This is a genomic window from Pseudofrankia sp. EUN1h (genome assembly GCF_001854645.1).
Classification (GTDB): domain Bacteria; phylum Actinomycetota; class Actinomycetes; order Frankiales; family Frankiaceae; genus Pseudofrankia; species Pseudofrankia saprophytica.
Genome location: NZ_MBLN01000065.1, coordinates 62637 through 88527, shown reverse-complemented (window position 1 = coordinate 88527; position 25891 = coordinate 62637). Strand labels below are relative to the sequence as shown.

Genomic DNA, 25891 nt, shown 5'->3' with positions numbered 1-25891 from the left:
GGAGTTCGGTCTGGGCGGGGTCAGCCGGTCAGGGATTCCCGTCGGAGGTCTCGACGGTGGCCAGCTCGGTCAGGCCGCTGATGCGCAGGGCTGGTAGCAGGACCGGGTTGCAGACCAGGTGCAGGTGCTCGGCGTGCACGAACAGGGCGTTGATCGCGCCGCTGTCCAGGTAGTCGACGGCGGTGAGGTCGACCACCACCGGGGTGGCCTCGACCACCGCTGCGGCGAGGGCGGCGCGGAACTCGGGCAGGTTGGTCATGTCGATCTCACCGCGGGCGGCCAGGATCGGCCGGCCGTCGGGGTGGCGATCGGTACGCAGGGTCAGCGGGCTGCTCACGTGGCGATCCTCGCGTACATCTCGACGATGGTCCCCCCCTCGGTGGTGTCGATGGTGACCCGGTACATCAGGCCACGCATCAGCGCGATCCCGCGGCCGCGGTGCTCCCGCGCGGTGGCCTCGGGATCACGGGGCTTCCAACGCCCACTGTCGGTAACGGACACCCACAGCCGGTCGGCCAGCGCGGCGGCGCGCAGCCGGATCATCCCCGCGGGGTGGTCACGGTGGCCGTGTTCGACGGCGTTGTTGCAGGCCTCGCCGATGGCGATCAGCACGTCGTTGATCTGCTGGGTGTCCAGGTCGCAGCGCCGCAGCCAGTTCCGGACGGTGTGCCGGACCGGGGCCAGCTCGCTGGCCGCGGCCACGAAGTCGACCTCCAGCGGCCCCGGCGGGCGGTAGAGCAGCAGCGCCACGTCATCCTCATACCCGTCCTCGGGAGCGAGGGTGGCCATCAGATGACTGGCCAACTCCTCCACCGGCATGGCGCGGCCGTCGTGGACGGTGGCCGCCGCGCGGGCGATGCCCTCGTCCAGGGAGCGGCGGCGGCGTTCGACCAGCCCGTCGGTGTAGAGCAGCAGGGTCGCGCGTGCCGGGATCACGAGGCTGTCCTGCCCCCGGTGCTGGTCGACGCGCAGCCCCAGAGGGATGCCGCGGCCGCCGTCCAGGGTCGAGGTGGTGCCGTCGGCCCGTACGAGAATCGGTGGCGGATGCCCGGCGCTGCTGTACGCCAGCTCGCCGGTGACCGGGTCGAGCATGGCGCAGAAGACGGTGGTGCATTCCGCTCCGGGCAGCAGCGCGGCGAACCGGTCCAGGCCGGTCAGGGCCCGCGCGGGGCTGGAGTGCTCCAGCAGCAGCGCGCGGCAGGCGCTGCGCAGCTGGCCCATCACCGCGGCGGCGTCCAGCCCGTGGCCCACGCAGTCGCCGACGACGATGCCGATGCGGTCCCTGGCCAGGGGCACGGTGTCGTACCAGTCACCGCCGACCTGCAGCGGGCGGATGGCCGGCTGGTAGCGCACCGCGAACCCGCCGGGCAGGCTCGCGGGCCCCAGGATGGCGTGTTGCAGGGCCACCGCGGCCTCGCGCTGCTGGTCGATCTCGTACACCCGGTGCAGACCCTGGCCCAGCCGACCGGCCAGTACCGACAGCAGCGCATGGTCCTCGGCACCGACCGGGCGCCGGCCGAGGTCGATCCACACCACCAGCACCCCGCCGGGATAGCCGACGGTGACCCCGGCGCGGCCGGGCTGATGGAGCTGGGGGGTCAGCAGCGGTGCCTCGCACAGCCCGGACAGCTCCTGCCGCAGCCGTGGCGTCAGCTCGGGCCACCGGCTGTGGTCGCTGGTGTACAGCAGGTCCGGTTCCTCGCGGTGGCCGGTGGAGCTGGCGGGAAAGGCGGCGATGACCACGCGGGTGGCCGACCAGGTGCGGCGCAGCTCGGTCACCGCGGCGGCCAGGGCATCGGGCACGGTGTCGGCCTGGGCGAGCTGGTCGGCGAGCGCGGCCAGGGCGGTGTCGCGTTGGACGGCGAAGTGCTCGGCGGTGATGTCGCGGACGGTGCCCACGATCACGTACCGGCCGGTCTCCGGGTCCTCGACCCGGTTGAAGGTGGCCCGCAGCCAGACCCGGTGCCCGTCGCGGTGGACCAGCGGGAGATCGGCCGCGCCGGTGACGCTCTCGACCAGGCGGGAGAACTCGCGGCGGACCCGCTGGTAGGCGTGCGGGTCGGTGTCGGGATCGGGCCACCAGGGCAGCGGCGGCCGGTAGGGAGCCCCTTCTGGCCCGTAGCCGAGGATCTCGGCGAACGTGGCGTTGATCTCGATGACCGTGCCGTCGGGGTCGCTGACGAAGAACCCCTCCTGCAGCGAGTCCAGCAGGGCGGTGCGCCACCGGGCGTGCTGGCTGCGCAGCCGGGCCAGCTCCACGTTGGCCCGTACCCGCGCCAGCAGGTCGGCCGCGGCGAACGGTTTGACCAGGTAGTCGTCCGCGCCCGCCTCCAGCCCCTCGATGGAGGCCTCCTGGTCGGCGCGCGCGGACAGCAGCAGTATGGGGACGCTCGCGGTGCGCCCGTCCGCGCGCAGCGCGGCCACCAGGCCCAGCCCGTCCAGCCGGGGCATCATGACGTCGCTGACGACCAGGTCGGGCAGCTCGGCGCGGATGGCGTCCAACGCGGCCTGACCGTCGGTGACCGTCCTGACCTGGTGCCCGGCGCTCCAGAGCAGACGGGTCAGGTACTCGCGCATGTCGGCGTTGTCGTCGGCGACCAGCACCCGCGCGGGCCGGTCCCGGCGGCTGGCGTCGGCCGTGACGGATGGGTCGGGTGCGTCGGCCCGCGCGAGGAAGGCCTCGCCGTTCTGCTCGGCGCGCTGGCCGTCCGCGGCCGCGGTGCCGGGCAGCCAGCGCAGCGCCTCCCGCACGAACGGCTCGGCGCTCACCGAGGTCGTCACCGCCGCCCCGCCATCGTCCACGGCGTCGGCCGGCAGGTGGGCGTGGCCGAAGGGCAGGCGAATCGTGAAGGTCGTGCCCTGGTCCTGCGCCGAGGAGGCGGTGATGGCCCCGCCGTGCATGCCGACGAGCTCCCTGACCAGCGCCAGCCCGATGCCGCTGCCCTCGCTGGAGCGGGACCGGGCGTGCTCCACGCGGTGGAACCGCTCGAACAGCCGTGGCACCTCCGCCTCGGCGATGCCGACGCCGGTGTCGGCGACCGTGACGACCGCCTGGTCGCCCTCGGCGCCCACGCGGACGGCGACGGCACCGTCGAAGGTGAACTTGACCGCGTTGGACAGCAGATTGAAGATCACCTTCTCCCACATGCCACGGTCGACGTAGACCGTGGCGGGCAGCGGGGGACACTCCACGTCGAACCGCAGCCCGGCCTTCTCGATCGCGGACCGGAACACGCTGGCCAGCTCCCCGGTCAGCGCCGCCAGGTCGACCGGCTGGTAGGTGGCCCGCATGCGCCCGGCCTCGATCCGGGAGAAGTCCAGCAGGGCGTTGACCAGCCTGCCGAGACGCAGCCCGTTGCGGTGGATGACCTCCACCTCCTCCCGCACCGCGGGCTCGGCGTCGGCGAGGTGGGTCCGCAGCTCCTGCACCGGCCCGGTGATCAGGGTCAGCGGGGTGCGGAACTCATGGCTGATGTTGGCGAAGAAGGCGGTCTTGGCGCGGTCCAGCTCGGCCAGCTCCTCGGCCCGCCGCTGCTGAGCCCGATAGCTGCGGGCACTGAGGACCCCGGTGGCGACGTGCCTCGCGACCAGGTCGACGAAACCGCGGTAACGCTCGTCCAGCGGGCGATACCGGTTCAGCGCGGCCACCATGAACCCCAGCGGCGCACCGCCGTGCTGGAGCAGCGGCACGACCAGCGCCTGGGCCGGCGGCCGTGGCCAGTCGCCGGCCGGCAGCGCGCCCCGCGCCGATCCGTCCGGCGCCGGTCCGTCGAGTGGTGGGCTGTCGAGGTCGACGAGTACCGACTCGCCCCGGGCCGCCGACGCGGCAGGCCACACCCCGGCGTCGTCGGCCGTCGGCAGGTACCGCGGGGCGGCCGGATGACCGCTCGCGATCCCGGTCGTCGCCGCGAGCCGCGCGCCGCCGTCGTCGTCGCACAGGTAGGTCAGGGTGAACGGCAGGTCGCGCTGGTTGCGGCCCAGCTGGTCCGCCGTGAACTCCAGCATCTCCTGCTCGGTGCGCAGCACGCTCGGATCCGAGCCGAGGTTCCGCAGCGTGGTCATGCGCCGCTCGCCGATGACACGTTCGGTGTCTTCAATGACCACACACAGCATCCCGACGACCGCGCCCTGATCGTCGCGCAGTGGGCTGTAGGAGAAGGTGTGGTGGGTCTCCTCCGGATATCCCGAGCGTTCCAGGAAGAGCATCAACCCCTCGTCCCAGGTGGCCTGGCCCGTGGCCAGCACCCGGTCGATACGGGGGCTGATGTCCTCCCAGATCTCCTCCCACACCTGGCCAGCCGGGCGGCCCAGCGCCCACGGGTACTTCTGTCCCAGGGTGCCGCGGCGGTAGGCCGCGTTGCAGAAGAAGGTCAGCCGCGGGCCCCACGCCATCCACATCGGGAACCGCGACGACAGCAGGATGCTCACCGCGGTCCGCAGGCTCTGCGGCCATCCGGACGGCTCGCCGATCGGCGTCGCCGACCAGTCGACCGCCGCCAGGTCCCGGCCGACCTCCTCGTCGGCGGCGAACACCCCAGCCGCCGTCGGGGCGACCGCTCGCGCCCCGCCGTCGGCTCCACTGCTCACGGGGCCGTCCTCTCGCCCTTACGGCGGAAAGCCTCTCCTGACGACACAGCGGAAACAGTGTTCTGGCGCCATGCCCAACACCGACCGCTTCCGAGCGGCTCGCTTCCGAGCTGGCTCGCTTCCGGGCCAGCTCAGGTGGTCAGCGCGACCTCGCCAGCATGCGCCAGTCCGCGTCTCGGAACCTACCAGACGAGTGACCACTACCCGCCGGGAAGATCAACATCCGGATCGCCGGCCACCAGGCCACTCCCGCGCGGCCGGTCCGCGGGTCACGGTATGAGCAGCCACCGGCCCCGCTGGCCGCCGCCGGCGACCTTGTCGTACGCCGACGCGGCCTCGGCCAGCGGCACCCGGCCGGCCACCCTCAGCTCCAGGACGCCGCCGGCGGCGAGGGCGAGCAGGTCGGCCAGCCGGGAACTGTCGGGCCGGACGTTCACGATGCCGACCTCGATGCCCCGTTCCGGGGACGCGGGGGACGCCGAGGTCACCCCGGCGAACGTCCCGCCGTCGCGGATCGCCGCGAGGGCCGCCGCGTGCAGGACGGCGCCGTCGACGACGGCGTCGAACGTCGGCCCCGGCAGCTCGGTGACCAGCGCGCGGGCCCCGGCTCGCAGCACGAAGTCCCGGTCGGACGCGCGCGCCAGCCCGGTGACCGTCCAGCCGGCGTGCGCGGCCAGCGCGATGGCGTATCCGCCCACGGCACCGGCGGCACCGGTGACCAGCAGGGTCCGCCCGCCAGCGGGGCCCAGCCGGTCGACCAGCTGCGCCGCGGTCAGGGCGTTGAGGGGGAGGGAGGCGGCGGCGACCGGATCGAGGCCGGCGGGCAGCGGCGCGGCGCCCGCCGCCGGCACGACGGTCTCCTCGGCGTGCGCGCGGACCGGGGCGGCGAGGTTGCCGTGGGCGGCGGCGACCGGGTCGCCGACCGAGAAGCCGGTGACGTCGGCGCCGATCTCGGTGACGACGCCGGTGAGGGACCAGCCGAGGCCGACGGTGCCGGTCAGCCCGAAGATCGCCCGGCCCGGTCCGCCCGCGAAGAGGGTGTCGACGGGATCGACCGAGGCCGCCGTCACCCGGACTCGCAGGTCACCGGGGCCCAGCGGGGGCAGGGTCACCTCCTGGAGGGTGGGCGCGGGGGTGTCTGGCGTGGAGACGAGAGCGAGCGTCATGGCGGATCTCCTTCCGGTGCGTGCGCCGATCGGTGCACGGCACCACCATCGGTGCCTTACTCTCTGATGGGAAGAAGGCACTCTGAAGTGGTGTAGGCACCCGGAGGTGAGCCATGGACGTGACCACTGTTGAAAGACCGACTGCTGACAGGCCAACGGCGCGATTCGACGCGTTCCACCCCTCCTGCCCCAGCCGGCGGCTGCTCGACACGATCGGCGACAAGTGGGTGAGCCTCGTGATCGTGGCGCTGGGTCTCGGCGGCCGGATGCGCTATTCCGAGCTCGCCGCGCGAATYGCCGGCGTGAGCCAGAAGATGCTGACCCAGACGTTGCGGGGTMTCGAACGAGACGGGCTGCTGACCCGGACGGTGACTCCGTCGGTGCCCGTCCGGGTCGACTACGAGCTCACGCCGCTGGGCCTGTCCCTGCTGGACACGATTCGCCATCTCAAGGAGTGGGCCGAGGCACACCTGCCCGAGGTCGACGCCGCGCGGGCGGAATACGACCGGAACCGTCCCTGACCTGACGCTCACCGGTGTCGGCCTGGCGAGTCTCGCGGCTGGGGCAGGCGGCGGACCAGTCGACGGTGAAGCCTGTGACGTCGAGGCGGGCGGCGGCGGTCAGCGCCGCCTCTGCCTCGGGTCTGCCGCCCCGGGAGGCCGCGACCAGGACCGCGCCCTCGCCAGCGGCCATCGTCCTGGGCAGGCAGGCGGTGGCGAGCGCGACCAGGACGGCGTCGGGGCCGAGCTCGACGAAGGAGGTGACCCCGTCCCGGCACAGCCGGGCCACGCCGTCGCCGAACCGCACGGGACCGCGTACGTGGCGCACCCAGTAATCGGGTGACGTCAGCTCGGCGTCGGTGGCCAGCTCGCCGCTGAGGTTGGACACCACCGGCAGGGCCGGCGCCTGGTAGGTCACCCGCTCGGCCACCGCCCGGAATGCGTCGAGCATGCCGTTCATGTGGGGCGAATGGAACGCGTGGCTCACGGTCAGGCGTCTCGTGCTCCGGCCTCGGCCGGCCCAGCCCGCAGCCACCGCCTCGACCATCTCCGCGTCCCCGGCCACCACCGTGGCCATGGGCCCGTCGACCGCGGCGACGTCCACCTGGCCGGCGAGCCGCGCGATGGAGTGGCGGACCTCGGCCTCCGACGCGTGGATCGCGACCATCGCCCCGCCCGGGCGGCACTCCTGCGTCAGCCGGCCGCGGGCGGCGACGAGCGCGCAGGCGTCGTCGAGGCTCCAGACCCCGGCGAGGTACGCCGCGACGAGCTCGCCGATCGAGTGCCCGACCAGAACGTCGGGTACGAGGCCCCAGGACTCCAGCAGGCGGAACATCGCCGTCTCGAACGCGAACAGCGCGCACTGGGCGTATGCCGACTGGTCGAGCGCCGCCGCCGCCGGCGATCCCGCGGCGGCGAACATGACGTCGGCCAGCGGGCGTTCCAGCCGCCCGTCGAACCGGGCGCAGACCTCGTCCAGCGCCCGGCCGAACACGGGGTAGGCGTCCCGCAGCTCACGCCCCAGCCCCGGGCGTTGGCCGCCCTGCCCGGTGAACAGGAAGGCGGTCCGGCCGAGGGCGACGCCCGGGCGGACCTGCCCACGGACCGCCCCACCCGCCGGACGGCCGTCGGACAGCCTGGCGAGCGCGCCCGCCAGCCGCCCTCGGCCGGACGGACCGCTGGGGACGACCGCGACCGATCGCCAGGGGAGCCGGCTGCGGCGCGCCAGGGCGTGTGCCACGTCGAGCGGGTCCGCGTCGGGATACCGGGCCAGATGGTCGCCCAGACGGGCCGCCTGGACCCGAAGCTCGGCGTCGGTCCGCCCGGACAGGATCACCGGCACGACCGGCACGACCGGCACGACCGGCACCGCGGGTACCGCCGTGGCGCCGGGTGACGGCTCCGAATTCTGGTCGCGACCGGGGCCGGTCGGTTGCGCGTCGACAACAAACGGAGGATTTGCTCCGACAGGAACCGGCATTTGTCTAAGCTAGAACGCCGCCTTTGCCGCTAATACCCCTGTAAGAGGGTATTAGCGGCAAAGTGGGCGGTGCCGGGTGGGGGTGCCGGTCGGGACGATGCTTTCCGGCGGTGCCCGGCACCTCGGCGCCGGGGGCGCCGGGTGTGCCTACCAGGCGAAGTGCTCGGGTGCCGTCCGGTAGCCGGGGAAGATCTCGTCCAGCCTGGCGAGCGCCTTCTCGTCCAGGCGCACGTCGAGTGCCCGGACGGCGTCGTCGAGCTGCTGCCGGATGCGGGGACYGACGATCGGAGCGGTGACGGCGGGCTGGTGCAGCAGCCAGGCGAGCGCGACATCGCCGGGCTCGTGGCCGAGCTCGGCGGCGAAGTCCTCGTAGGCCTCGATCTGCGCGCGCTTGGCGTTGAGGGTCTGCGCCGCCCGGCCTTCGAGTCGCCGCAGGCCTTCGCGCTCCTTGCGCAGCACGCCGCCCAGCAGCCCGCTCTGCAGCGGCGACCACGGGAGGATGCCCAGACCATAGTGCTGGGCGGCCGGGAGGATCTCCAGCTCGATGTCGCGGGTGATCAGGTTGTAGAACGGCTGCTCGCTCGACAGGCCGACCAGCCCGTGCTGGGCCGCGGCGGCCTGCGCCTGGGCGATGTGCCAGCCGGCGAAGTTGCTGCTGCCGACGTAGAGGATCTTGCCGGCGGTGATGGCGACGTCGATGGCCTGCCAGATCTCGTCCCACGGGGTCGCCCGGTCGACGTGGTGGAACTGGTACAGGTCGATGTAGTCGGTCTGGAGGCGGGTCAGGCTCGCGTCCAGGGCGCGGCGGATGTTGAGAGCCGACAGCTTGCCCTCGTTGGGCCCCTCGCCCATGTTGCCGTAGACCTTGGTGGCGAGCACCGTGCGCTCGCGGCGCCCTCCGCCCTCGGCGAACCAGCGGCCGATGATCGACTCGGTGGCGCCCACGCCGTCCCCGAGGCCGGAGACCCCGGCCGAGCGCAGCCCGTAGACGTTGGCGGTGTCGAAGAAGTTGATGCCGTACTCATGCGCCGCGTCCATGATCGCGTGTGCGTCGACCTCGTCGGTCAGCGGGCCGAAGTTCATCGTGCCCAGGCAGAGGCGAGACACGGACAGACCGGAACGGCCGAGGTGAGTGAACTGCATCCTGAGCGGGATCCTCTCTGGTGACGGAGACCAGCGGACACCGCGCTCGGGCGGTCCCGCGGGCACCTGGCCAGTCTCCAACTTCGAGTGCGCTCCAGGTCAAGCCCGCGGCGCCCGTCCGATCGGAACACGACCCGGCGGCGGTGCGCCAGGCGCGGCCGGACCGCGCGGCCGGCCGTTACGTGGTGCCGCGAACCTCGGCGATGGCCTCGCGGGCGGGGGCGCCGGTGACGTCGCGGGCGGCGAGGCCCGGGTCGTCGATGCCTGGGCCGGCGTGCCTGCCTGGCGGCTCCTCCAGCCACTGCTCGAGGTCCCAGCCGACCGTCCCACCACCGGTGAGGATGACCATCCCGGTGTTCGACACCCATCGGTTGTCCGCGGGCCCGACCGCGCCCACGCGGATGCCGGCCCAGGTCCGTATCGCGGCGCCGTGGCTGATGACCGCGACGGTGTCGTCGGCGGCATGCGCCGCGGCGATGTCCGCTATGGCGGTGTCATACCGGGTGACGAAGGCGCGGCCGCTCTCCCCGCCCGGCATCGTGTGGTCCAGGTCGCCGTGTATCCAGTGGCGGATGGTCTCTAGATACGTCGTGATCGAAGTCTTGTCGCTGCGTAGCTCGAGGTGGCCCGCGACGATCTCCTCGACTCCCTCGCGCACCTGCACGGTGAGGCCGTGGGCCGCGGCGAGGGGAGCCGCCGTGAGCTGGGCGCGAGTCAGGACCGAGGCGTAGATCCCCGAGATTCGTTCGTCACGGAGCGCGGCCGGGAGTGCCTGTGCCTGCGCGTGCCCGAGGGGAGTCAGCCCAGCGCCCGGGCGCGCGGTGTCGAGCGCGCCGTCGACGTTGTGGGGAGTCTGGCCGTGGCGGATCAGTATTAGGCGCATCACGGCCGACTCTAGCGTCCGAGCTTCGCCCGGGTGCCCGTAACCGCCGGTCAGYCCCGCCGCGCTGGATGCCGGACATCCGGCTTCATGTCGGCCTCACGCGGTCCGGGTGAACCGGCGCGCGCATCGGCGGTGACTCTTTCGGCCGGGTACACCGACAAAGCACCGGCGGCCGATGCCCGGGCAGCGCCTGGGTCAGTGCTCGACCGTCCCTCCGCTTTCTGGCTCGAGTCGACAGCCGTAGAGGTGACGTACCGGTGGGCGGTTCGCGACCCTCACCGGCCATTTATCTTCGCTCATTGGATGTTCCTCCGTATCTGGTGAACATCGATGCGCCGTCGATACGGAAAGCATGGCGATAATACCGTGACCGGGCTGGCGAGCCGGTCGCAGTCGCCAAAACGTCCGGATGTTAGAAATGCTAACGTCAGGCATCGTGACCGATGTGACGACGGATACCGAGGGCACCAGGGGCGCCCGGGGCGCCGGGAGCACGGTGGAGGCCACGGGCCTCACGGGCGCCGTGGACGCTGAGGCGAGCATCGAGGACGTCCACCCGGCCGCGGTCACGGAGGCAGGGATCGCTGAGGCCGCGGTCGCAGAGGCGGTCGCTGAGGCGGGGCGCGCCGCTGACCGGCGGTGGCTCGGTCTGGAGCTGCTCGAGGCCGGCCCCGATGCCACCGGCGTCGCCACGACACGTGCGACCGTGGTGATGGCGGAGCGTCATCTCACCCAGTTGCGGCGGATGTACGGCGGCACCGGGCTTTCGCTGGTCGGCGCGCTCGTCGAGGCGGCGACCGGGCGGTCGCTGCGCTGGGCGACGGCGCAGTTCGTGGGGACGCCGCGGCACGGCGACCGTGTCGACCTGGTCGCCGAGGTGCTGGCTGCGGGCCGGCGCACGTCGCAGGTGCGGGTCACCGGTTTCGTCGGCGGCCGGGTCGTGCTGGCCGGGCTGGGCGCGGCCGGAGACGTCAACCCGGCCATCCCGGAGGGGACAGTCCCGAGCATGCCGGTGGTGCCGCCTCCGGAGGACTGCCCGCCGACCCGGTTGCCGATTCCGCCGGATCTTCCGCCCGGGTTCTTCGCCATGGTCGAGATGCGCGAGTTCGGCGAAGGGCCGCGGCTGCGTTTCTGGATGCGCTTTCCCGGCCGGCCGGTGACCCGTCCCGCCATGCTTCCGATGGTGGCCGACTCGGTGCCGACCATGGTGATGGCCGCTCTCGGCCACAGCGGTTCCGGGTCGAGCCTCGACAACACGATCCGGATCGGTTCGGCGCCGGACAGCGAGTGGGTGCTCGTCGACGGCACCCCCGAGCAGGCGGCCGGCGGCTATGGCCACGGCTCGGTACGGCTCTGGACCCCGGACGGCTCGCTCGCGGGCGTGGGTAGTCAGACGGCGGCCCTGTGGCTGGGAGCGGGGGCGCCCGGCCGATCGGGCACTGAGCCGATCGGGCACTGAGCCGATCGGGCACTGAGTTGATCGGGCACTGAGTTGATCGGATACCGGGCATCCCTGGGCGTGATCCCGGGGCGGCGGCCGCTCCTGGCGGCGGCGCACATCGGTCATTAACATCTAGACATCTCGGCGGCAGTCGGCCGCCGGGCACGCCGGGCCCACAGGGCTGCCCCCGACCGGCCGGCCGACGGGCGCCAGGTGGCACCCGCCAGGGTTCGAGGAGACCGTCGTGATCACAAGCTTCATCGAGTACGAGGTCAGCGAGCGGATCGCGACGATCACGCTCAACCGGCCGGAGGCGGYCAACGCCCAGACGCTGCCGCTGCTCGACGACCTGGACGAGGCGTGGCGCCGCGCGGCGGACGACCCCGAGGTCCGGGTCATCGTGCTGCAGGCCAACGGCAAGCACTTCTCCGCCGGCCACGACATCAAGGGCGTCGGCCCCGAGGCCGCCAGCAACGGTGCCAGTAATGGCGCCAGCAACGGTGCCAGCAACGGAGAGGCTCCCAAGTGGACCCTCGCCGGCATCTACGAGATCGAGGCGAAGCGGTTCCTGGAGTACACCCTGCGGTGGCGCAACATCCCCAAGCCGTCGATCGCCGCCGTGCAGGGTGTGTGCATCTCCGGTGGCCTGCTGCTGGCCTGGCCGTGCGACCTGATCGTCGCGGCCGACAACGCGAAGTTCTCCGACCCGGTGGTCATGATGGGCATCGGCGGTGTCGAGTACCACGGCCACACCTGGGAGATGGGCCCTCGCAAGGCCAAGGAGATCCTGTTCACCGGCCGGCACATGACGGCGCAGGAGGCCGAGAGCGTCGGCATGGTCAACCGGGTGGTGCCGCTCGACGAGCTGCGCCCGGCGGTCCGTGAGCTCGCGGCCCACATCGCCCAGATGCATCCGTTCGCGCTGCGCCAGGCGAAGCGCGCGGTCAACCAGACCCTGGACGTCCAGGGCTTCTACGCGGCGATCCAGTCGGTGTTCGACATTCACCAGACCGGCCACGGCCACGCCCTGTCCGAGACCGGACTGCCTATCCTGACGCTTCTCGACGGCATGAAGACCGCGATCAAGAAGTAACGTCGGCAACAAGCAACGTCGGCCGCTTGGCTGGGAAGCGTCGACTGGCCAAGAAGCAAATCGGCCGGTCGAAGGAATCGAAGGGTCCGTTGCGCGGGCCACGTCATTGTCCCGCGCAACAGACCCTCGACGCCGTGACCCACCCCGGTGGGTACGCCCATGCGTCAGTTCGAATGGGCGTGCGTCAGTTCGGGATGGGAGAGTTCCCGAGGACCTTGAAGTCCGTGGGCTGGCCGTCACTGTCCAGTGTCGTCGTGAGCCCACCCCGCACGCAGACCGCGGGCGTTTCCGGGAAGGCCTTGCCGTTGCAGCGGAGCTTCAGTCCGCCCGCGCCCGGCAGCTCCTTCTCCGGCATCGCCCTGATGGCGGCGGCGGCCGTGGCCGGGGTGATGTCACCCTTGATGCCCTCGAGCGCGGTCGCGAGGCCGGCGAACGTGACGAACATTCCGCGGGCCACGGCCGAGTCGGCGGGGATGCCCTTGCCGTAGGTGCCGATGACCGCGTTGTAGAGGACCGTGGAGGGGTCGTCCCCGCCGGTCGGCATGGACGCGGCGATGGTCATCCCCTTCAGGACGTCGCCCGGCACGGCCTTGCGGGTCGCGTCGGAGATGCACTGCGACAGCGCGCTGATGTTGCCGTCGTAGCCGACCGCCCGCAGGCCGTTGAACGCGCTGATGCAGAACGAGTCGTTGCCGACGACGAACACGACCCCGGGCGTGCCGCTCGTGACGCCCTGCAGCTGCGCCGTCATGTCGGCCGTACCCGGGGGGATGCGGATCAGGGTGTACTCGAGGCCCGCGGCCTTCATGAGCCTGGGCGCGACGTCCTGGACGCTGGGGAGCACGGCGGGTACGTCGATGACGACCGACGTCACCTTCTTGAGGTTCTCGGCCTTCGCGAGGGCGATGGGCAGCTGCTGGATCGCGAAGTTCGGGTCGCTGATCGTGAACGTCGTCGGGTCACTCAGGAGGGCCGGAGTGGTGAGGCCGTAGAACATCGCCGGGATGTCCGCGTCGCTCAGCGGCTTCGCCACCGCGTCGCCCACCGCCGACTCGCCGATCGCGACCGCGACGACGTCCTTCTCGACCATCTGGTTGCCGCAGTCGGTGCCCTTGCCCGGGTCCCCCTGGGTCTCGCACGTGACCAGCTCGACGGGCCGGCCGCCGATGCCCCCATGGTGCTCGTTGAGCCATTTGGCGGTGGCATCGGCGACGTCGAACTGGACCGAGTTGTCGAGGGCCGCGGACTTGCCGTCGGAGACGATGCCGATCTTGACGGGCGCGCCCGCCGCCCTGTCGACCGGTCCCAGCGCGTTCGTGGTCGCGGACGGCTTCRCCGTGGTGCCACCGGAGTCGGAGTCCGAGCCGCACGCGGTGGTGAGCACGAGCAGGGCCAGGGGCGCGGTTAACAGTGTGCCGGCGGTCCGTCGATGGCGTCGCCCCGCCATGGGACGACGGTGTTGGATCACCTTGTGCCGCATGGGTATCTCCAATTCATGGTCATGGCAGGACCGGGCACTCGTGAAGAGTTATGTTGACATCAACGTCGATGTTGGGAACATAGCGGCGGCCGGTGCGCGTTGGCAACAGACCGGCTCCGGCCACCACGGGCGACGCGAAGCGTCGCCGCCCCGCGCGAACGCCGCCACCCAACCGATCGTGGCCGTCGACGACGGCCATTGCCGGCCTGGCCTTGGTCCTGGCGCGGGGTGCAGGGGTGCGGGGGTGCGGGAAATTGGGTGTACGGGAGTGCGGCGGTGAGGGGTGAGGGCGCGCGGACGCCTACCCGTCGTTCCGGAAGATCCTCACAACCCGGTCACCGATCGTGATCGGTGTGCTTCAGCGGCCGGTGTAGTTCGGCGCGCGGCGAGTGGTGAAGGCGGTAAGGCCCTCGCGGAAGTCCGCGGTGCGGGAGCTCAGCTCCAGCGCCAGGGACTCGTTTTCGAGCGCCTGGGCGAAGCTGTTCTCCAGGTTGCGGTTGAGGCAGCGCTTCGCCAGGCCGATGGCGACGGTCGGGCCGGTCGCGAGCTGCTCGATGACCGCGGCGGCGGTGGCGTCCAGCTCGCCTGCGGGGGCGCTGGCGTGGATCAGGCCCCAGGCGGCCGCCTCGGCGCCTGTCAGCTTGCGGCCGAGCAGGAGCAGGTCACGCGCCCGGGCGACGCCGACCAGCCGGGGCAGCAGCCAGGTCGCCCCGCTGTCCGGGGTGAAGCCACGCTGCAGGAACGGCTCCCAGAACCGCGCGTCGTCGGCGGCGACGGTGACGTCGGCGGCCAGCGCCAGCTGGAAGCCGAGGCCCGCCGCCCAGCCGCGCACGACGCAGACCACCGGCAGCTGGATCTCCATGATCAGCTGCACGAGGCGGTGCGCCTGGACGGGGGTGCGCCGCTGCACGCTGCCCGGCCGCGGTTTGCTCTTCGGGGCCTCATCGGCCTTGTCGGCCTTGTCGCCGGTGTTGGATGACACCCAGTCGGCGCCCGAGCAGAAGTGGCCACCCGCGCCCTCGATCACGACGGCACGCAGGCGGTCGTCCGTCGAGGCCGCCTCCAGCGTGGCGACGAGGACGCCGACGGCGGCAATGTCGAGCGCGTTGCGGCGAGCCGGCCGGTTGAGCACGATCCGCAGCACGCCGTCGCGCACGGCCGTCTCGACGGCCCGCGCGGTCTCGACGTCATCCGGGGTGGCCACCGCACCGGACGCTTCGCTCGTAGACATCTAGATGCTTACCCTCTGGGGTGTCGTCGTGACGGACTGGTGGTGCGCGCTGACGCGGGCCGTCAGCCTGTCACGGCTCGGGGATCTCGAAGTGCTCGTCGCGCAGCTCGAAGGCGCGCTTGACGCCATGGCGGGCGCGCTCCTTGACGAAGTTGAACTCGCCATCCTCGAAGCTGAGGTTCGTGCCGTACGCGTGGAAGAGGTAGCTGAGCACCTCCTCGCCCTGGTAGGCCTGCAGTTGCTCGATGAGGCGGAACGCCTCCTTGGCCATCACGATGCCGTCGGCGGGCATCCGCGAGACCTTGCGGGCCCACCACTCGGCCCGCTTCTCGACGTCGCCGTCGTCGACGACCTCCGTGAAGACCCCGAGGTGCTCCACGGCCGCGCCGGAGATCGAGTCTCCGGTCAGCAGCATGCGGCGGGCCAGGACCGGCCCGAGCCGGTGGAAGAACACGTGCAGGGAGCCGAGCGCCGGGCCGAGGAAGCGGGTCGCCGGCATGCCGAGCTTGGCGTCCCGGCCGAYGACCGCGATGTCGGCCATCAGCGCCATCTCGAAGCCGCCGCCGAGCGCGAGGCCGCGGACCTCGGCGACCGTCGCCTTCGGGAACCCGAGGAACTCGTGGTAGAAATCGAACGTCCGTCGGTCGACGGTGAGGCGGCGACGCTGGCTGGGCCGCCGGGGCCTGGCGCCATTGCTGGTCGCCGCGCCCGGTCCGCCGCCGTCCTTTCCGGCGCCGTCGTTGCCAGTACCGTCCTTGCCGGTGCCCTCGCCGTACCAGCCGTAGGCGTTGCGCATGTCCGCGCCGGCGGAGAAGTCACCACCGGCGCCGCGCAGCAACACGACCTTGACGTCGTCGTCGCAGRCCGCGTCGTCCAGGTACGCGGCGAGCTGGTCGCGCATCGCGGCGTCGTAGGAGTTGCGCCGGTCGGGGTTGTTGAGCGTGATGCGGGCGATCCCGAACTCGGGATCCCGCTCCATCAGTACGCGTCCGTCAGTCAACGCGGTCATCCTTCTCCCGTTGCGCGTGAGTCGTTGCCATCCTAGGGTTAATGTCTAGATATTTCCAGCGAGCCGCGCGCGGCCGGCCATGACGAGGCAGAGGGAAGCGTCACTGCATGGACTTCCGTCTCAGCGACGAGCAGCTTGCCCTGCGCGACACCGTCGTGTCGTTCTGCAAGGGTCATTCCGACGTGGCGGCGGCCGCGTCCCGCGAGGGCAAGCCGGCGGATGCCGGGGCGTGGTCGGAGCTCGCGGGAATCGGCGTGCTCGGCATGCTGGTCCCGGACGCGGCCGACGGCGCGGCGCCCGGTGGCGAAGCGCCCGGTGGCGCGGCCGAGGTCGCCATCGCCTTCGAGGAGCTCGGCCGGCACCTGTGCGTCGGCCCGCTGCTCTGGTCGACGATCGGCGCCCCGCTCGTCCCGGGCGCCGGCGACGGGGACGTCCGGGTCGCCGGGGTGCGCGTCGAGCCCGGCCTGCCCGCCGGTCCGGTCGCCGTTGAGCACGCGGGGGAGAGCGACGTGCTGATCGCGCTGTACCCGGACCGCGTCGAGCGGCTGGAGACGGCCGACCTGCCGGTCTCCGTCGCCGGTGAGCCGTTCGACCCGCTGACGCCCACGGCGGTGTTCGAGACGCTGCCCGCCGGCACCGCGATCGGCGGCGCGCGGGAGGCTGCTCGGCTGCGGCTGCTCGGCACGACCCTGTCCGCCGCGCTGCTGACCGGGGTCGCGCAGGGCGCGCTGGACACGGCGACGAGCTACGCGGCCGGGCGCAGGCAGTTCGGCGTGCCCATCGGCTCGTTCCAGGCCGTGAAACACCTGCTCACCGACATGTACGTGCGGGTCGCGCTCGCCCGCAGCGCCACCTACGCCGCCGCCGCCATGATCGACGACCCACGCGCCGGGGACGCCGTCCGGGCCGCGAGCGCCGCGAAGCTGCTGGCCGGCGAGGCGGGCATCGGCAACGGCCGCGCCGCCATCCAGGTGCTCGGCGGCATGGGCTTCACCTGGGAGATGCTTCCGCACTACTTCCTCAAGCGGGCCTGGGTGCTGGAACAGGGCTTCGGCCCCGCCGACAGCCACGCGCTCGCCCTGGCCGACACCCTCGCGGCCGAGGCGGGCGGGACGACGAAGGCGGTGAACGGGTGACGGAGGCGACGCGGCCACCCTCGTACGGCACGGTCAAGTACGAGGTGACCCCCGACAAGGTCGCCACGATCACGCTCAACCGGCCCGAGGCGCTGAACGCCTTCGACCGCCGGATGTGCGAGGAGATCCGCGACGTCTGGAAGCGGGTCAAGGACGACCCGGCGGTCAACGCGGTCGTGCTGCGCGCCGCCGGCGACCGGGCGTTCAGCGCGGGCCTGGACATCAAGAAGAGCTACGGCCAGCCGGACGACGTCTGGAACCACGAGGACCCCGGCGAGCTGCTCTCGCCCAAGTGGCAGAAGGTCTGGAAGCCGGTCGTGTGCGCCGTGCAGGGCATCTGCACGGCCGGGGCCTTCTACTTCCTGAACGAGTCGGACATCGTGATCTGCTCCGAGGACGCCACCTTCTTCGACTCGCACGTGAGCCAGGGGATGGTGCTGGCGCTGGAGCCGATCGGCCTGATGCGCAGGATCGGGCTCGGCGAGACCCTGCGGATCGCGCTGTCGGGCAACGACGAGCGGGTCACCGCCGCCACCGCGCTGCGCATCKGGCTCGTGACCGAGGTCGTCGAGCGTGACCGGCTGTGGGAACGGGCGCACGAGATCGCCGCCGGGATCGCCGAGAAGCCGTCGTCGGCCACCCAGGGCACGGTCCGCGCCATCTGGGAGTCACTGGACCGTCCATACCGCGCCGCCATGGAGCAGGGATTGATCTACACCCGTCTGGGCAACCCGATCGGCATGGCCGAGGTCAGGGCCAACCCGCGGCCGAAGCGCCAGCCGAGGCTGCGATGACGAGCGTCGAGGAGGTCGGGCGCCCCGCGCTGTCCGGCCGCATCGCCGACACCCTCGTCCTGGACCCGTCCGCCCCGTTCCTGGAGTTCCACGGCGAGTGGCGCACCTGGGGCCAGCTCGCGGTGACCGCCGACGCGGTCGCGGCCCACGTGCCCACGCCGGGCACTCGGGTCGGGGTGCTCCTGCGCAACCGGCCGGCGCACGTCGGCATCCTCGTCGGCCTTCTGCGCGCCGGGGCCTGCGTCGTCACCATCAACCCGAGCCGTGGCGTCGACCGGGTCCGCGCCGATCTCGCCGGCCTCGGCCTGCCGATACTCGCCGGCACGCCGGACGACATCGCGATGTTCGTCGACCCGGAGCTGGGACTCCGGGTGCTCACCGCCACGGATCTCGGCGGGCCGGTCGCCGCCTCGGGGGCGCTTCCCGACGACCTGGGCGCGCCGCGGCCGGAGGTCGCCGTCGAGATGCTGACCAGCGGGACCACGGGCCCGCCGAAGCGCATCCCGCTCGGCTACGAGATGCTCCTGCGCGGGCTCGTCGGCGCCAAGCACTACGAGTCGAACCAGGACGACACTCCTCGGCTGCGTTCCGGCGTCGCGATCGTGAACGCGCCGCTGGTGCACATGGGTGGCCTGTTCCGGGTCCTGCAGTGCCTCTACGACGGTCGGGCGCTGTGTCTGCTGGAGCGGTTCGCGCTCGACCCGTGGGCGGACGCGGTGCGCAGGCACCGGCCACGCACGGTCAGCCTCGTGCCGGCGGCACTGCGGATGGTGCTGGAGGCCGACCTCGACCCGGCGGTCTTCGCGAGTGTCCGCTCGGTGATCTCCGGCACCGCCCCGCTGTCCCCGGACGACGCGGACGCGTTCGAGGCGAAGTACGGCGTGCCGGTGCTCGTCTCGTACGCGGCCACCGAGTTCGGCGGCGGCGTGGCGGGCTGGAACCTGGCCGACCACCAGAAGTACTGGGCGGCCAAGCGTGGCAGCGTCGGGCGGGCGCACGCGGGCTGCGAGCTGCGCGTCGTCGACGCGGAGAGCCTCGAGCCGCTGCCGCCCGACACCGAGGGCCTGCTGGAGGTCCGCGCGCACCAGTTCGGTGACGGCGCGGGCTGGGTCCACACCACCGACCTCGCCCGCCTGGATGCCGACGGGTTCCTGTGGATCCTCGGCCGGGCCGACCAGGCGATCATCCGCGGCGGCTTCAAGATCATTCCGGACGACGTTCGGGTCGCGCTGGAGCGGGACCCGCGGGTCCGCGCCGCCGCGGTCGTCGGCCGTCCCGACCCACGGCTGGGCGCCGTTCCTGTCGCCGCCGTCGAACTGCGAACGGCCGTCGGCGCGCTCGAGGCGAAGGAGGTGGCCCAGGCGCTGCGGACCGACGCTGCCCGGGTTCTCGCGGCCTACGAGCTGCCGACCGAGATCCGCGTCGTCGACGCGCTGCCGCGCACCCCGTCGGGCAAGGCCGATCTTGGCGCGATCAAGGAACTGCTCGCCACACCGAACCGGGATCAGGATCAGGGCCAGGACCAGGAGTGGGAGCGTGAGCGCTGATGGACCTCACCTACAGCGAGGAGGACGAGCGCTTCCGCGCCGAGCTGCGGACGTGGCTGGCCAGGGAGGTGCCGGCCCACGGCGCGCCCCCACCGCCCGGCGAYTGGCCGGCGCGGCGTGCCTACGACACGGCGTGGCAGCGCAGGCTGTACGACGCGGGCTACGCGGGCCTGCACTGGCCGAAGGCGTTCGGCGGCCGCGGCGTGGCGGTCAGCCAGCAGCTGGTCTACCTGGAGGAGTATGCGGCGGCGAACGCGCCGTACATCTCCGTGAACTTCGTCGGCATGATGCACGCCGGCCCGACGCTGATCGCGGAGGGGACCGAGGCGCAGCGGGCGTTCCACCTGCCGCGGATCCTGCGCGGCGACGACGTCTGGTGCCAGGGTTTCTCCGAGCCGGACGCCGGTTCGGACCTGGCGTCGCTGCGGACCCGGGCGGTCCGGGACGGCGATGAGTACGTCATCCACGGCCAGAAGATCTGGAGCACCCGCGCGCACGTCGCGGACTACTGCGAGCTGCTGGTCCGTACCGACCCCGAGGCGCGCAAGCACCGCGGGATCAGCTGGCTGATCCTGGACATGCACCAGCCCGGCGTCGAGGTCCGCCCGATGCGCACGATCGACGGGGAGAGCCACTTCTGCGAGGTCTTCCTCGACGGCGCCCGCGCTCCTGTCACGAACCGGGTCGGCGAGGAGAACGACGGCTGGCGGGTCACGAACGTGACGCTGCGTTTCGAGCGCGGCACCGCGTTCGCCCAGCACATCATCACGCTGCGCTCGCAGGTCCGGGCGCTCCTCGAGATCGCGATGGCGACCCCGACCGGCCCCGGCGGGCAGACGGCGTGGGACGACTCGGCGCTGCGCAAGCAGGTCGGCAGGCTCTCGGCGAGCGTCGACGCGCTGTGGCGGCTGACCCAGCTGGGCATTGCCGAGGCCGAACGGACCGGCCTGCCCGCCCCGACCGGCTCCGCGGTGAAGCTGCGGTTCTCCGAGCTGGCCCAGGAGATCACCGAGTTGACGGTCCGGATCCTCGGCCGGCCCGTGCTGGGCGGCGCCGCCGGCCGGGCGCGGGAGGCCGCGCGCGACTACCTGTGGTCGCTGCAATACACGATCGCCGCCGGCACGTCGCAGATTCAGCGCAACCTCGTGGCCGAGCGCATCCTGGGCATGCCGAGGAGCGCCTGAGCCCGGGGGTTCGACGCCCGCTTCTGCCTCGGCGCCGCCCTGGCGCCCCGCCGCGCCGCTGAAGCGGGTACGGATTGTGGCGGATGAGCAGGCCTATCGAGATGTGTGTCTCAGCACTCACAAGAGTTGTCCTATGCCGGGATGGACCGTATCCCCGGCGGGCAGCGTGGTGCGCGTTACGGAGTTTCGCCGGCTATGTGCACATGGCCGAACAGCGTGCGCAGGTGACTGGCGACCTCGACGGGCACCGGCGGTGCCGATTCCACCGCTCGTCGGATGGCCTCTTCCTGCGCCGCCAGGATGGCCGCGACGCGGTCATGATCCGATAGCGGAGCAGGATCGTCAGTGCGTGCACTACGAGYCGCGCCCGCCGTCCCGCCGGTAACGCGTGATCGTCTATGCGACGCCGCTGGACGGGACGGGGCCCACCCCCCCACCCCCACGGGAGGCGCAGCTTCCTCGGCGCCCGCCCAGTCCCCCGCTCTGGTTGAGGACGAGGCGGACGCCGAGTAGAAGGTGTGAACTTCACTACACACCGTAACGACATCTACCGCTCCGGTCACGTCTGCCGCTCCGGGCACGTCAGCCCGGTCGTCGAAGGACAGCGCGACCTGTCCAGCCACCGGCCCACTCCCGCGCCGCCGCGTCACGACCCCACCCCGCGCGAGTTCTGCGCCATGGCAGGGTCACGGCCACGTCCGGCGTAGCGCCACTGTCCGATGATCTCCGTTTGGGGGTCGCCGTCGGGTCGGCCGAATTCGTCGAGCACGACCGGCGAGCCGTCGTCGTCCAGGCCCAGCGGACGGCCGGACAGCGCCGCCGCGAGTAGCCGCGACCAGCGCCGCCGCATCCCGCGCAACTGCCGGAACGTGGTGGAGTACTTCCGCGATTTGGTGAGCCAGTGGCCACCGAAACCGAACGAGTGCGACCAGCGGATCAGCCCCGACACTCGGCCCGCCGGACGGCCCGCCGCCGCATCCAACGCTTCCGCGAACGCCCGGTCGGTGCCGAGGCGCCAGCACGTCTCGACCAGCCGCTTTGTGTGTCCGCGCAGGCCGAGCCGGGCAAGGTGACGCAGCGACCGCACCGGCCCGTCGAGCGCCCCGGAGTCGGTCACCGACTTGGTCAGATACTTCGCCAGGTAGTTACCGACCTTGACCGCGTCCACGTCCGAGCCCAGCCGGATCCGGCGGATGTCGACCTGCCCACCCCAGCGCACCGCCCACCCGCCGACCGACGCCGCCGACGGCAGCGCCCCCGAGCTGTCGAACAGCGCCACGGCCGCAGGGTCGGGAGCAGCCACCGCCACGGAGTCAACGACCGCCCGTAGGCAGTCCGCGATCAGATCCCCGTACGCCCACTCGGGCGGGGTGGTCGGTTCGCCGGACGGGTCACGGCCATCGACCCGGACCACCACGTGCAGATGCACCAGGCCCCGCCGTTGCATCTCCGCGACCTTCACGAACGACACCCGCACCACCCGGCGCAGCCCCGTGACCGTCAGCCCGACCGCCGAGGCCACCGCGGATTCCAACCGGTCCCGGGTGGCCTTCCACAGCGCGGGCACCATCGCGTTCCACACCACGGCGCGGCTGTAGTCGAAGCAGCGCGGACACAGCGGCTCACCAAGACGCCGGTCATCCGCATCGTGGCGCAGATGGCAGGACAGGGCACGGCCGTGTTCGCAGGTTCCACGACGCTGCCGACACACTCGGCTGTCCGCGCCCTTGCTGGCCCGCCGGGAGTGCACCGGCCCGAAGCTGGGGGCGGTGAGGGTCACGAACCAGGCAGGCCCACCCGCCACCGCAGCCGCGCCGTCGGGGCCGGTGTCCAGGCCGCGCACCACGATGCGCCGCGCATCGCGCTGATACAGCTTCGAGCAGTCCGGACAGGCCGACGCCCGCCGGTTGTTACACCGCACATGCACCGTCGGCGGGGCCGACGCCCGCCGGATCTCACCGGTCGCCAGGTCCACCTGATCCGACCGTCCGGAGAGCCGCACAGGCCGGCTACAGCCCTCGGTTGCTGGTGTCGTTGACGAAGATGCCTCGGTCATCGGGACCGCGCCCCCACCCCGGGAAGCAGGCCCGACCACACCTCACGTCACACCCACCACCAACGCCGCACAGCGCGGCAGACCGGGGTGAAGGCAACGCGAAGATGGAGTCGAGGCCCGCAGGCCGCCCCACCCGCAGGTGGGGTGCGCCCGGGATACCTACCGCTGTTGCTCGCGGAGGTCACACCAAGCGCGTAGGTGGTGACACCGAAGCCCGGGCCGTCGTCCTCATGGCCAGCTTTCCGTGTGGCGGCACCCGTACTTAATCCAGGTCTGGGAATCTTGACCTAGCCCTAACGGGCTCTAAAGGGTCTACCCGATGACCTGACCCCACCGTACCCAGCCAGCCACACCCCAAACAAGCCAAACACAAGAAAACGAGGGCACAGGCCCCAAGCCCATGCCCCCGTACCTATATGCCGCCTAGCGCAGGGTCAGCCCCACGGCTATGACCCGTCGGCCCTAGGCCATCTGCCAGGAGCCCGCCCGGTTGGCGAGCATGTCCCAGCCATACCCATCGCCAGCCTGCCGCGCCTGCTCGATCACCGACCGAGCAAGCCACGACGCCGGCCGACCGGCGGAGATATCGAGCGCGCGCCTCGCGTGGCTGGCCGCTTCCGCCCGATCGCCGCCGTCCAACGCCGCCCGCGATTCGTAGAGGGCAACCGCCGAGCGCAGCCCGGGACCCTGATCCTCGGCCAGATAGGCCGCGAGGCTCAGCCGTGGGCGAGCCGCCTTCCCCAGGCCAGCCCGAACCAGCGCGTTTGCACTGAACGCGGCGACATGGGCGCGGTTATAGTCACCCGGCGACGAGGCGCCCAGTTGCCCCGCAAGCCGTTCGGCACCCTTGACCAGCAGCACCGTTGCGTCGACATCGCCACGCCGGGCGCTCAGATTCGCCCCGAGGACAGCGGCAGTCGCCGCCAGCCACGTAACACGGCCGCGCGTACGCACCTTGGCCAGGATTGCGTCAGGCACGCCGTAACTCTCGGGCCGGGTAGCGTCCCACACTCCTGCCGCGACCAGATCCGCACGCAGCTCGGTGTACAGATCCCCATGCCCCCGGGCAAGCATCCTTGCCCGTTGCGCCAGTTCCAGCGCCCTATCCGGGAGGCCACTATCGAGGTGCGCTCGGGCATCGAGCAGTGCGACGTGAGCGGCTGTAGCCTCCCAGTCGGCATCGCCGGACGTCCCGACCTGACCGCAGAGGTAGGACCAGTGATGGCAGTCGTCCAACACGGTCGCCAGCGGCGTAACCTCCCAGCGGGCGTTATGCGTCGCCACCCCGTTGTCTATGCTCTCGCGGATTTCGGTAGCGCTACCAGCGCCGGCAGCGTCGGCAGCACCAGCCGTCATCGCTGCCACCGGAAGGGCGAGACCCGCGCGCAGCAGGGTACGCCGGTGTGGTCGATGCATGCTCGCTCCTGTCCGATGCGGCCGGACGTGCGCATTGCTCCTCCAGTCTGAACGATGTTCCGTGCCGCAGCGGCACTTTTCGTCTCTGTCAGTAAGTTCGGGTCCGCTGGCGTGACCCCGCCGGCTATGGCGCCGCCGATCGAGTTAGCCGGATCGGCGAAAGATGCGGTCGAAGGCGTCTGCGCCGTGGCGCTGGTCCAGCCATCGCGTCAGTTCGCCGAGATCCCCGGTGACCATCGCGGCCACGATCAGCACGTGAAGGTCTTCGGCCTCCCTGCCGCCGATTTCAGCGAGGAACGCCGTGTAGCGGGTGTCTACCTCGCGGTTGTAGGCGGCCAGAGCGGCAAGGTAGCGGTCGATGCCGCAGCCGTAGGTCTCGGCGGAGTACAAGCATGAGGCGAGCTTGGCGCGTTCGGCGCCGGTGAGTTGGCCTGTGGTGTCGTGGAACATGACGCGGTTTGACGCGTCCGCTGGCGCCGACAGGCCGAGAGCGACCGCCGTATGGCGAGCGACCGTCCGGGCCTCCCGATCCGTCGCTCCCTCCATTACCACGCCAAGGTTCCGCGTAGATTCGGCGTCCGGAGGGTCTACAGCGGAGAATGAGAGCCCGCCAGGATCCCGGCGGTTGATCCCGTACCGGGTGCGGAACACCTCAGCTTCGTAGATGACATACTCGCGGAATGTTCCGTAGTGCAGAGAATCGTGTGTGTACGACCGCAGCAGATCCAGCGCTACCAGAGTAGGCGGCGTGCCTGGCTGCGACGGGTGTAGATAGCCGTGCTGGGTGACCACCGCGCCCATCTGGAGGTGCCGGTATCCTTGGCCCCCATGGTGGAACCCGCCATACCTCTCCGCCGATTCTGAACGGATGCCCACCCATACGCGATCTGGCGGAAGCATCCTGTGTAACCCGAGCTGTCCGCAGCGGGCCATTGCTAACGCCGTCCCGACGCGGAAGATCTCCCGAGCCTGCTGGTCCCATGCCCCGACCACAGCGTAGAGCGATAGAAACGTCAGGTCCGGGTGGGCGGGGTGGGCACGGTCCAGCGCGGCGGTTGCTCGTGCGGCAGCGAGCAGCAGACTAGCGTCAGCCCGATCTGCCAGCCGGCCGCCCAGATGCTCGTTCGGTGCGAGCGGCTCGTGTTGCGACCGCCAGATCAGCGCGCCGTCTGGATCAGGAGCCGATGAGAGTCGTGTGTCCCTTCCGGTAGTTGGTCCGGCGGGAACCATCTTGCCTCCAGGATCTCCGAAGGGTTGATTTTGAGCTTGCCGCCGATGAAAGTGGCCGCGTAGGCGACCTCGACCCGTAGTCTGTAGCCGCTTTTCAGGTGCACCAGTTCGGCGACCTCCACATTGAGCCCTGTTTCCTCGCGAACCTCGCGAACGATCGTGTCCTCGAATCGCTCCGACGCTTTCGCGTATCCCGTCGGCAGGCCCCACTGTCGGCGTTCCGGCCATAGCCGGTGGCGCAAAAGGAGCACGTGACCGTCGCTGTTCGTCACAACCCCAGTGACGCCGATCATGAATTTAGAGTGCGCCGCCCACAGTACCCACCACTGCGCCGGGCCACGAATTGCCTTCCACGCTACCTCCAGCACTTTCTTCATCGCGCTTTCCTCCGGTTCCGGCTTCTGGGCTTGTCCGCGTCGACGATGATGCCGGATCCCGTGCTGTATCGCCCGCCGGCCCGCCGCGCCGGCATCAGGCGATCGGCCGGAGGATTGCACCCGCAGGCCGAAGTGAGA

General features: G+C 71.5%; 20 protein-coding genes. 7 read left to right on the top strand and 13 right to left on the bottom strand.

The annotated features are described in order from the left end of the window. Positions 1-28 precede the first annotated feature (28 nt). The 3 genes from BCD49_RS24905 to BCD49_RS24895 all read right to left on the bottom strand — a co-directional run bounded on the left by BCD49_RS24905 (position 29) and on the right by BCD49_RS24895 (position 5753). Positions 29-337 carry an STAS domain-containing protein gene (locus BCD49_RS24905; RefSeq protein WP_007509056.1) on the bottom strand — a complete coding sequence of 103 codons (309 nt, stop codon included), beginning with the start codon at positions 335-337 and terminating at the stop codon, positions 29-31. Continuing rightward, positions 334-4587, bottom strand: a complete 4254-nt coding sequence (locus tag BCD49_RS24900; RefSeq protein ID WP_007509058.1) for a SpoIIE family protein phosphatase — start codon at positions 4585-4587, stop codon at positions 334-336. The genes BCD49_RS24905 and BCD49_RS24900 overlap by 4 nt, the downstream gene beginning before the upstream one ends. Positions 4588-4856: 269 nt before the next feature. Beyond that, positions 4857-5753 (bottom strand): alcohol dehydrogenase catalytic domain-containing protein, encoded by an 897-nt coding sequence (locus BCD49_RS24895; RefSeq protein ID WP_007509060.1) that lies wholly within the window; start codon positions 5751-5753, stop codon positions 4857-4859. A 113-nt stretch (positions 5754-5866) separates the two neighbouring features. On the opposite strand from BCD49_RS24895, the gene BCD49_RS24890 reads away from it, so the two are divergent. After that, positions 5867-6274, top strand: a complete 408-nt coding sequence (locus tag BCD49_RS24890; protein WP_071041973.1) for a winged helix-turn-helix transcriptional regulator — start codon at positions 5867-5869, stop codon at positions 6272-6274. Here BCD49_RS24890 and BCD49_RS24885 read toward each other — a convergent pair. From BCD49_RS24885 to BCD49_RS24875, 3 genes are all read right to left on the bottom strand, one after another. Further along, positions 6201-7613 (bottom strand): acyltransferase domain-containing protein, encoded by a 1413-nt coding sequence (locus BCD49_RS24885; protein ID WP_232794115.1) that lies wholly within the window; start codon positions 7611-7613, stop codon positions 6201-6203. The genes BCD49_RS24890 and BCD49_RS24885 overlap by 74 nt on opposite strands. A gap of 267 nt (positions 7614-7880) precedes the next feature. Next, complete coding sequence (locus BCD49_RS24880; RefSeq protein ID WP_071041972.1) at positions 7881-8876, bottom strand: aldo/keto reductase; 996 nt, start codon at positions 8874-8876, stop codon at positions 7881-7883. 178 nt (positions 8877-9054) lie between these two features. Then, the gene (locus BCD49_RS24875) at positions 9055-9759 is read right to left on the bottom strand and encodes a histidine phosphatase family protein (protein WP_007509067.1); all 705 of its coding nucleotides are present in this window, start codon (positions 9757-9759) and stop codon (positions 9055-9057) included. A 436-nt stretch (positions 9760-10195) separates the two neighbouring features. Here BCD49_RS24875 and BCD49_RS24870 point away from each other — a divergent pair, with 436 nt between their 5' ends. After that, entirely contained in the window at positions 10196-11218 is a 1023-nt protein-coding gene (locus BCD49_RS24870; RefSeq protein ID WP_232794114.1) for an acyl-CoA thioesterase, read from the top strand. Between the two features lie 226 nt (positions 11219-11444). After that, positions 11445-12293, top strand: a complete 849-nt coding sequence (locus BCD49_RS24865; protein WP_083401683.1) for an enoyl-CoA hydratase — start codon at positions 11445-11447, stop codon at positions 12291-12293. Between the two features lie 184 nt (positions 12294-12477). Here the strand turns inward: BCD49_RS24865 and BCD49_RS24860 are convergent, their stop codons facing one another. The 3 genes from BCD49_RS24860 to BCD49_RS24850 all read right to left on the bottom strand — a co-directional run bounded on the left by BCD49_RS24860 (position 12478) and on the right by BCD49_RS24850 (position 16013). Further along, positions 12478-13773: an ABC transporter substrate-binding protein gene (locus BCD49_RS24860; RefSeq protein WP_083401682.1), complete on the bottom strand. Its 1296-nt coding sequence runs from the start codon at positions 13771-13773 to the stop codon at positions 12478-12480. Between the two features lie 358 nt (positions 13774-14131). After that, entirely contained in the window at positions 14132-15004 is an 873-nt protein-coding gene (locus tag BCD49_RS24855; protein WP_007509071.1) for an enoyl-CoA hydratase/isomerase family protein, read from the bottom strand. A gap of 70 nt (positions 15005-15074) precedes the next feature. Continuing rightward, positions 15075-16013: an enoyl-CoA hydratase/isomerase family protein gene (locus tag BCD49_RS24850; RefSeq protein WP_071041970.1), complete on the bottom strand. Its 939-nt coding sequence runs from the start codon at positions 16011-16013 to the stop codon at positions 15075-15077. Between the two features lie 107 nt (positions 16014-16120). Between BCD49_RS24850 and BCD49_RS24845 the strand changes: the two genes are divergently transcribed. From BCD49_RS24845 to BCD49_RS24830, 4 genes are read left to right on the top strand one after another with little or no spacing between them, the layout of a single operon-like run. Beyond that, positions 16121-17149 (top strand): acyl-CoA dehydrogenase, encoded by a 1029-nt coding sequence (locus BCD49_RS24845; protein ID WP_007509074.1) that lies wholly within the window; start codon positions 16121-16123, stop codon positions 17147-17149. Next, positions 17146-17943, top strand: coding sequence for an enoyl-CoA hydratase/isomerase family protein (locus tag BCD49_RS24840; protein WP_071041969.1), 798 nt, complete (start codon positions 17146-17148; stop codon positions 17941-17943). Before BCD49_RS24845 ends, BCD49_RS24840 begins: the two co-directional genes overlap by 4 nt. After that, positions 17940-19490 (top strand): class I adenylate-forming enzyme family protein, encoded by a 1551-nt coding sequence (locus BCD49_RS24835; protein ID WP_007509077.1) that lies wholly within the window; start codon positions 17940-17942, stop codon positions 19488-19490. Before BCD49_RS24840 ends, BCD49_RS24835 begins: the two co-directional genes overlap by 4 nt. Further along, entirely contained in the window at positions 19490-20674 is a 1185-nt protein-coding gene (locus BCD49_RS24830) for an acyl-CoA dehydrogenase family protein (protein WP_007509078.1), read from the top strand. Before BCD49_RS24835 ends, BCD49_RS24830 begins: the two co-directional genes overlap by 1 nt. Before the next feature lie 646 nt (positions 20675-21320). Here BCD49_RS24830 and BCD49_RS24825 read toward each other — a convergent pair. The 4 genes from BCD49_RS24825 to BCD49_RS24810 form a co-directional block, all read right to left on the bottom strand. Further along, on the bottom strand, positions 21321-22730 hold the full coding sequence (locus BCD49_RS24825; protein WP_335341708.1) for a replication initiator: 1410 nt from the start codon (positions 22728-22730) through the stop codon (positions 21321-21323). A gap of 462 nt (positions 22731-23192) precedes the next feature. Further along, complete coding sequence (locus BCD49_RS24820; RefSeq protein WP_007509082.1) at positions 23193-24146, bottom strand: hypothetical protein; 954 nt, start codon at positions 24144-24146, stop codon at positions 23193-23195. A gap of 144 nt (positions 24147-24290) precedes the next feature. Then, positions 24291-24947 (bottom strand): hypothetical protein, encoded by a 657-nt coding sequence (locus BCD49_RS43220; protein ID WP_007509084.1) that lies wholly within the window; start codon positions 24945-24947, stop codon positions 24291-24293. 356 nt (positions 24948-25303) lie between these two features. Continuing rightward, a complete protein-coding gene (locus BCD49_RS24810; protein ID WP_007509086.1) occupies positions 25304-25753 on the bottom strand; it encodes an NUDIX domain-containing protein in 450 nt (149 codons plus the stop codon). Positions 25754-25891: the final 138 nt, after the last annotated feature.

Excerpts from the sequence above, each read along its gene's own strand:
- BCD49_RS24895 (WP_007509060.1), bottom strand. The coding sequence starts at position 5,753 with ATGACGCTCGCTCTCGTCTCCACGCCAGACACCCCCGCGCCCACCCTC.
- BCD49_RS24875 (WP_007509067.1), bottom strand. The coding sequence starts at position 9,759 with ATGCGCCTAATACTGATCCGCCACGGCCAGACTCCCCACAACGTCGAC.
- BCD49_RS24855 (WP_007509071.1), bottom strand. The coding sequence starts at position 15,004 with ATGTCTACGAGCGAAGCGTCCGGTGCGGTGGCCACCCCGGATGACGTC.
- BCD49_RS24845 (WP_007509074.1), top strand. The coding sequence starts at position 16,121 with ATGGACTTCCGTCTCAGCGACGAGCAGCTTGCCCTGCGCGACACCGTC.
- BCD49_RS24835 (WP_007509077.1), top strand. The coding sequence starts at position 17,940 with ATGACGAGCGTCGAGGAGGTCGGGCGCCCCGCGCTGTCCGGCCGCATC.
- BCD49_RS24825 (WP_335341708.1), bottom strand. The coding sequence starts at position 22,730 with ATGACCGAGGCATCTTCGTCAACGACACCAGCAACCGAGGGCTGTAGC.
- BCD49_RS24820 (WP_007509082.1), bottom strand. The coding sequence starts at position 24,146 with ATGCATCGACCACACCGGCGTACCCTGCTGCGCGCGGGTCTCGCCCTT.
- BCD49_RS43220 (WP_007509084.1), bottom strand. The coding sequence starts at position 24,947 with ATGGGCGCGGTGGTCACCCAGCACGGCTATCTACACCCGTCGCAGCCA.
- BCD49_RS24810 (WP_007509086.1), bottom strand. The coding sequence starts at position 25,753 with ATGAAGAAAGTGCTGGAGGTAGCGTGGAAGGCAATTCGTGGCCCGGCG.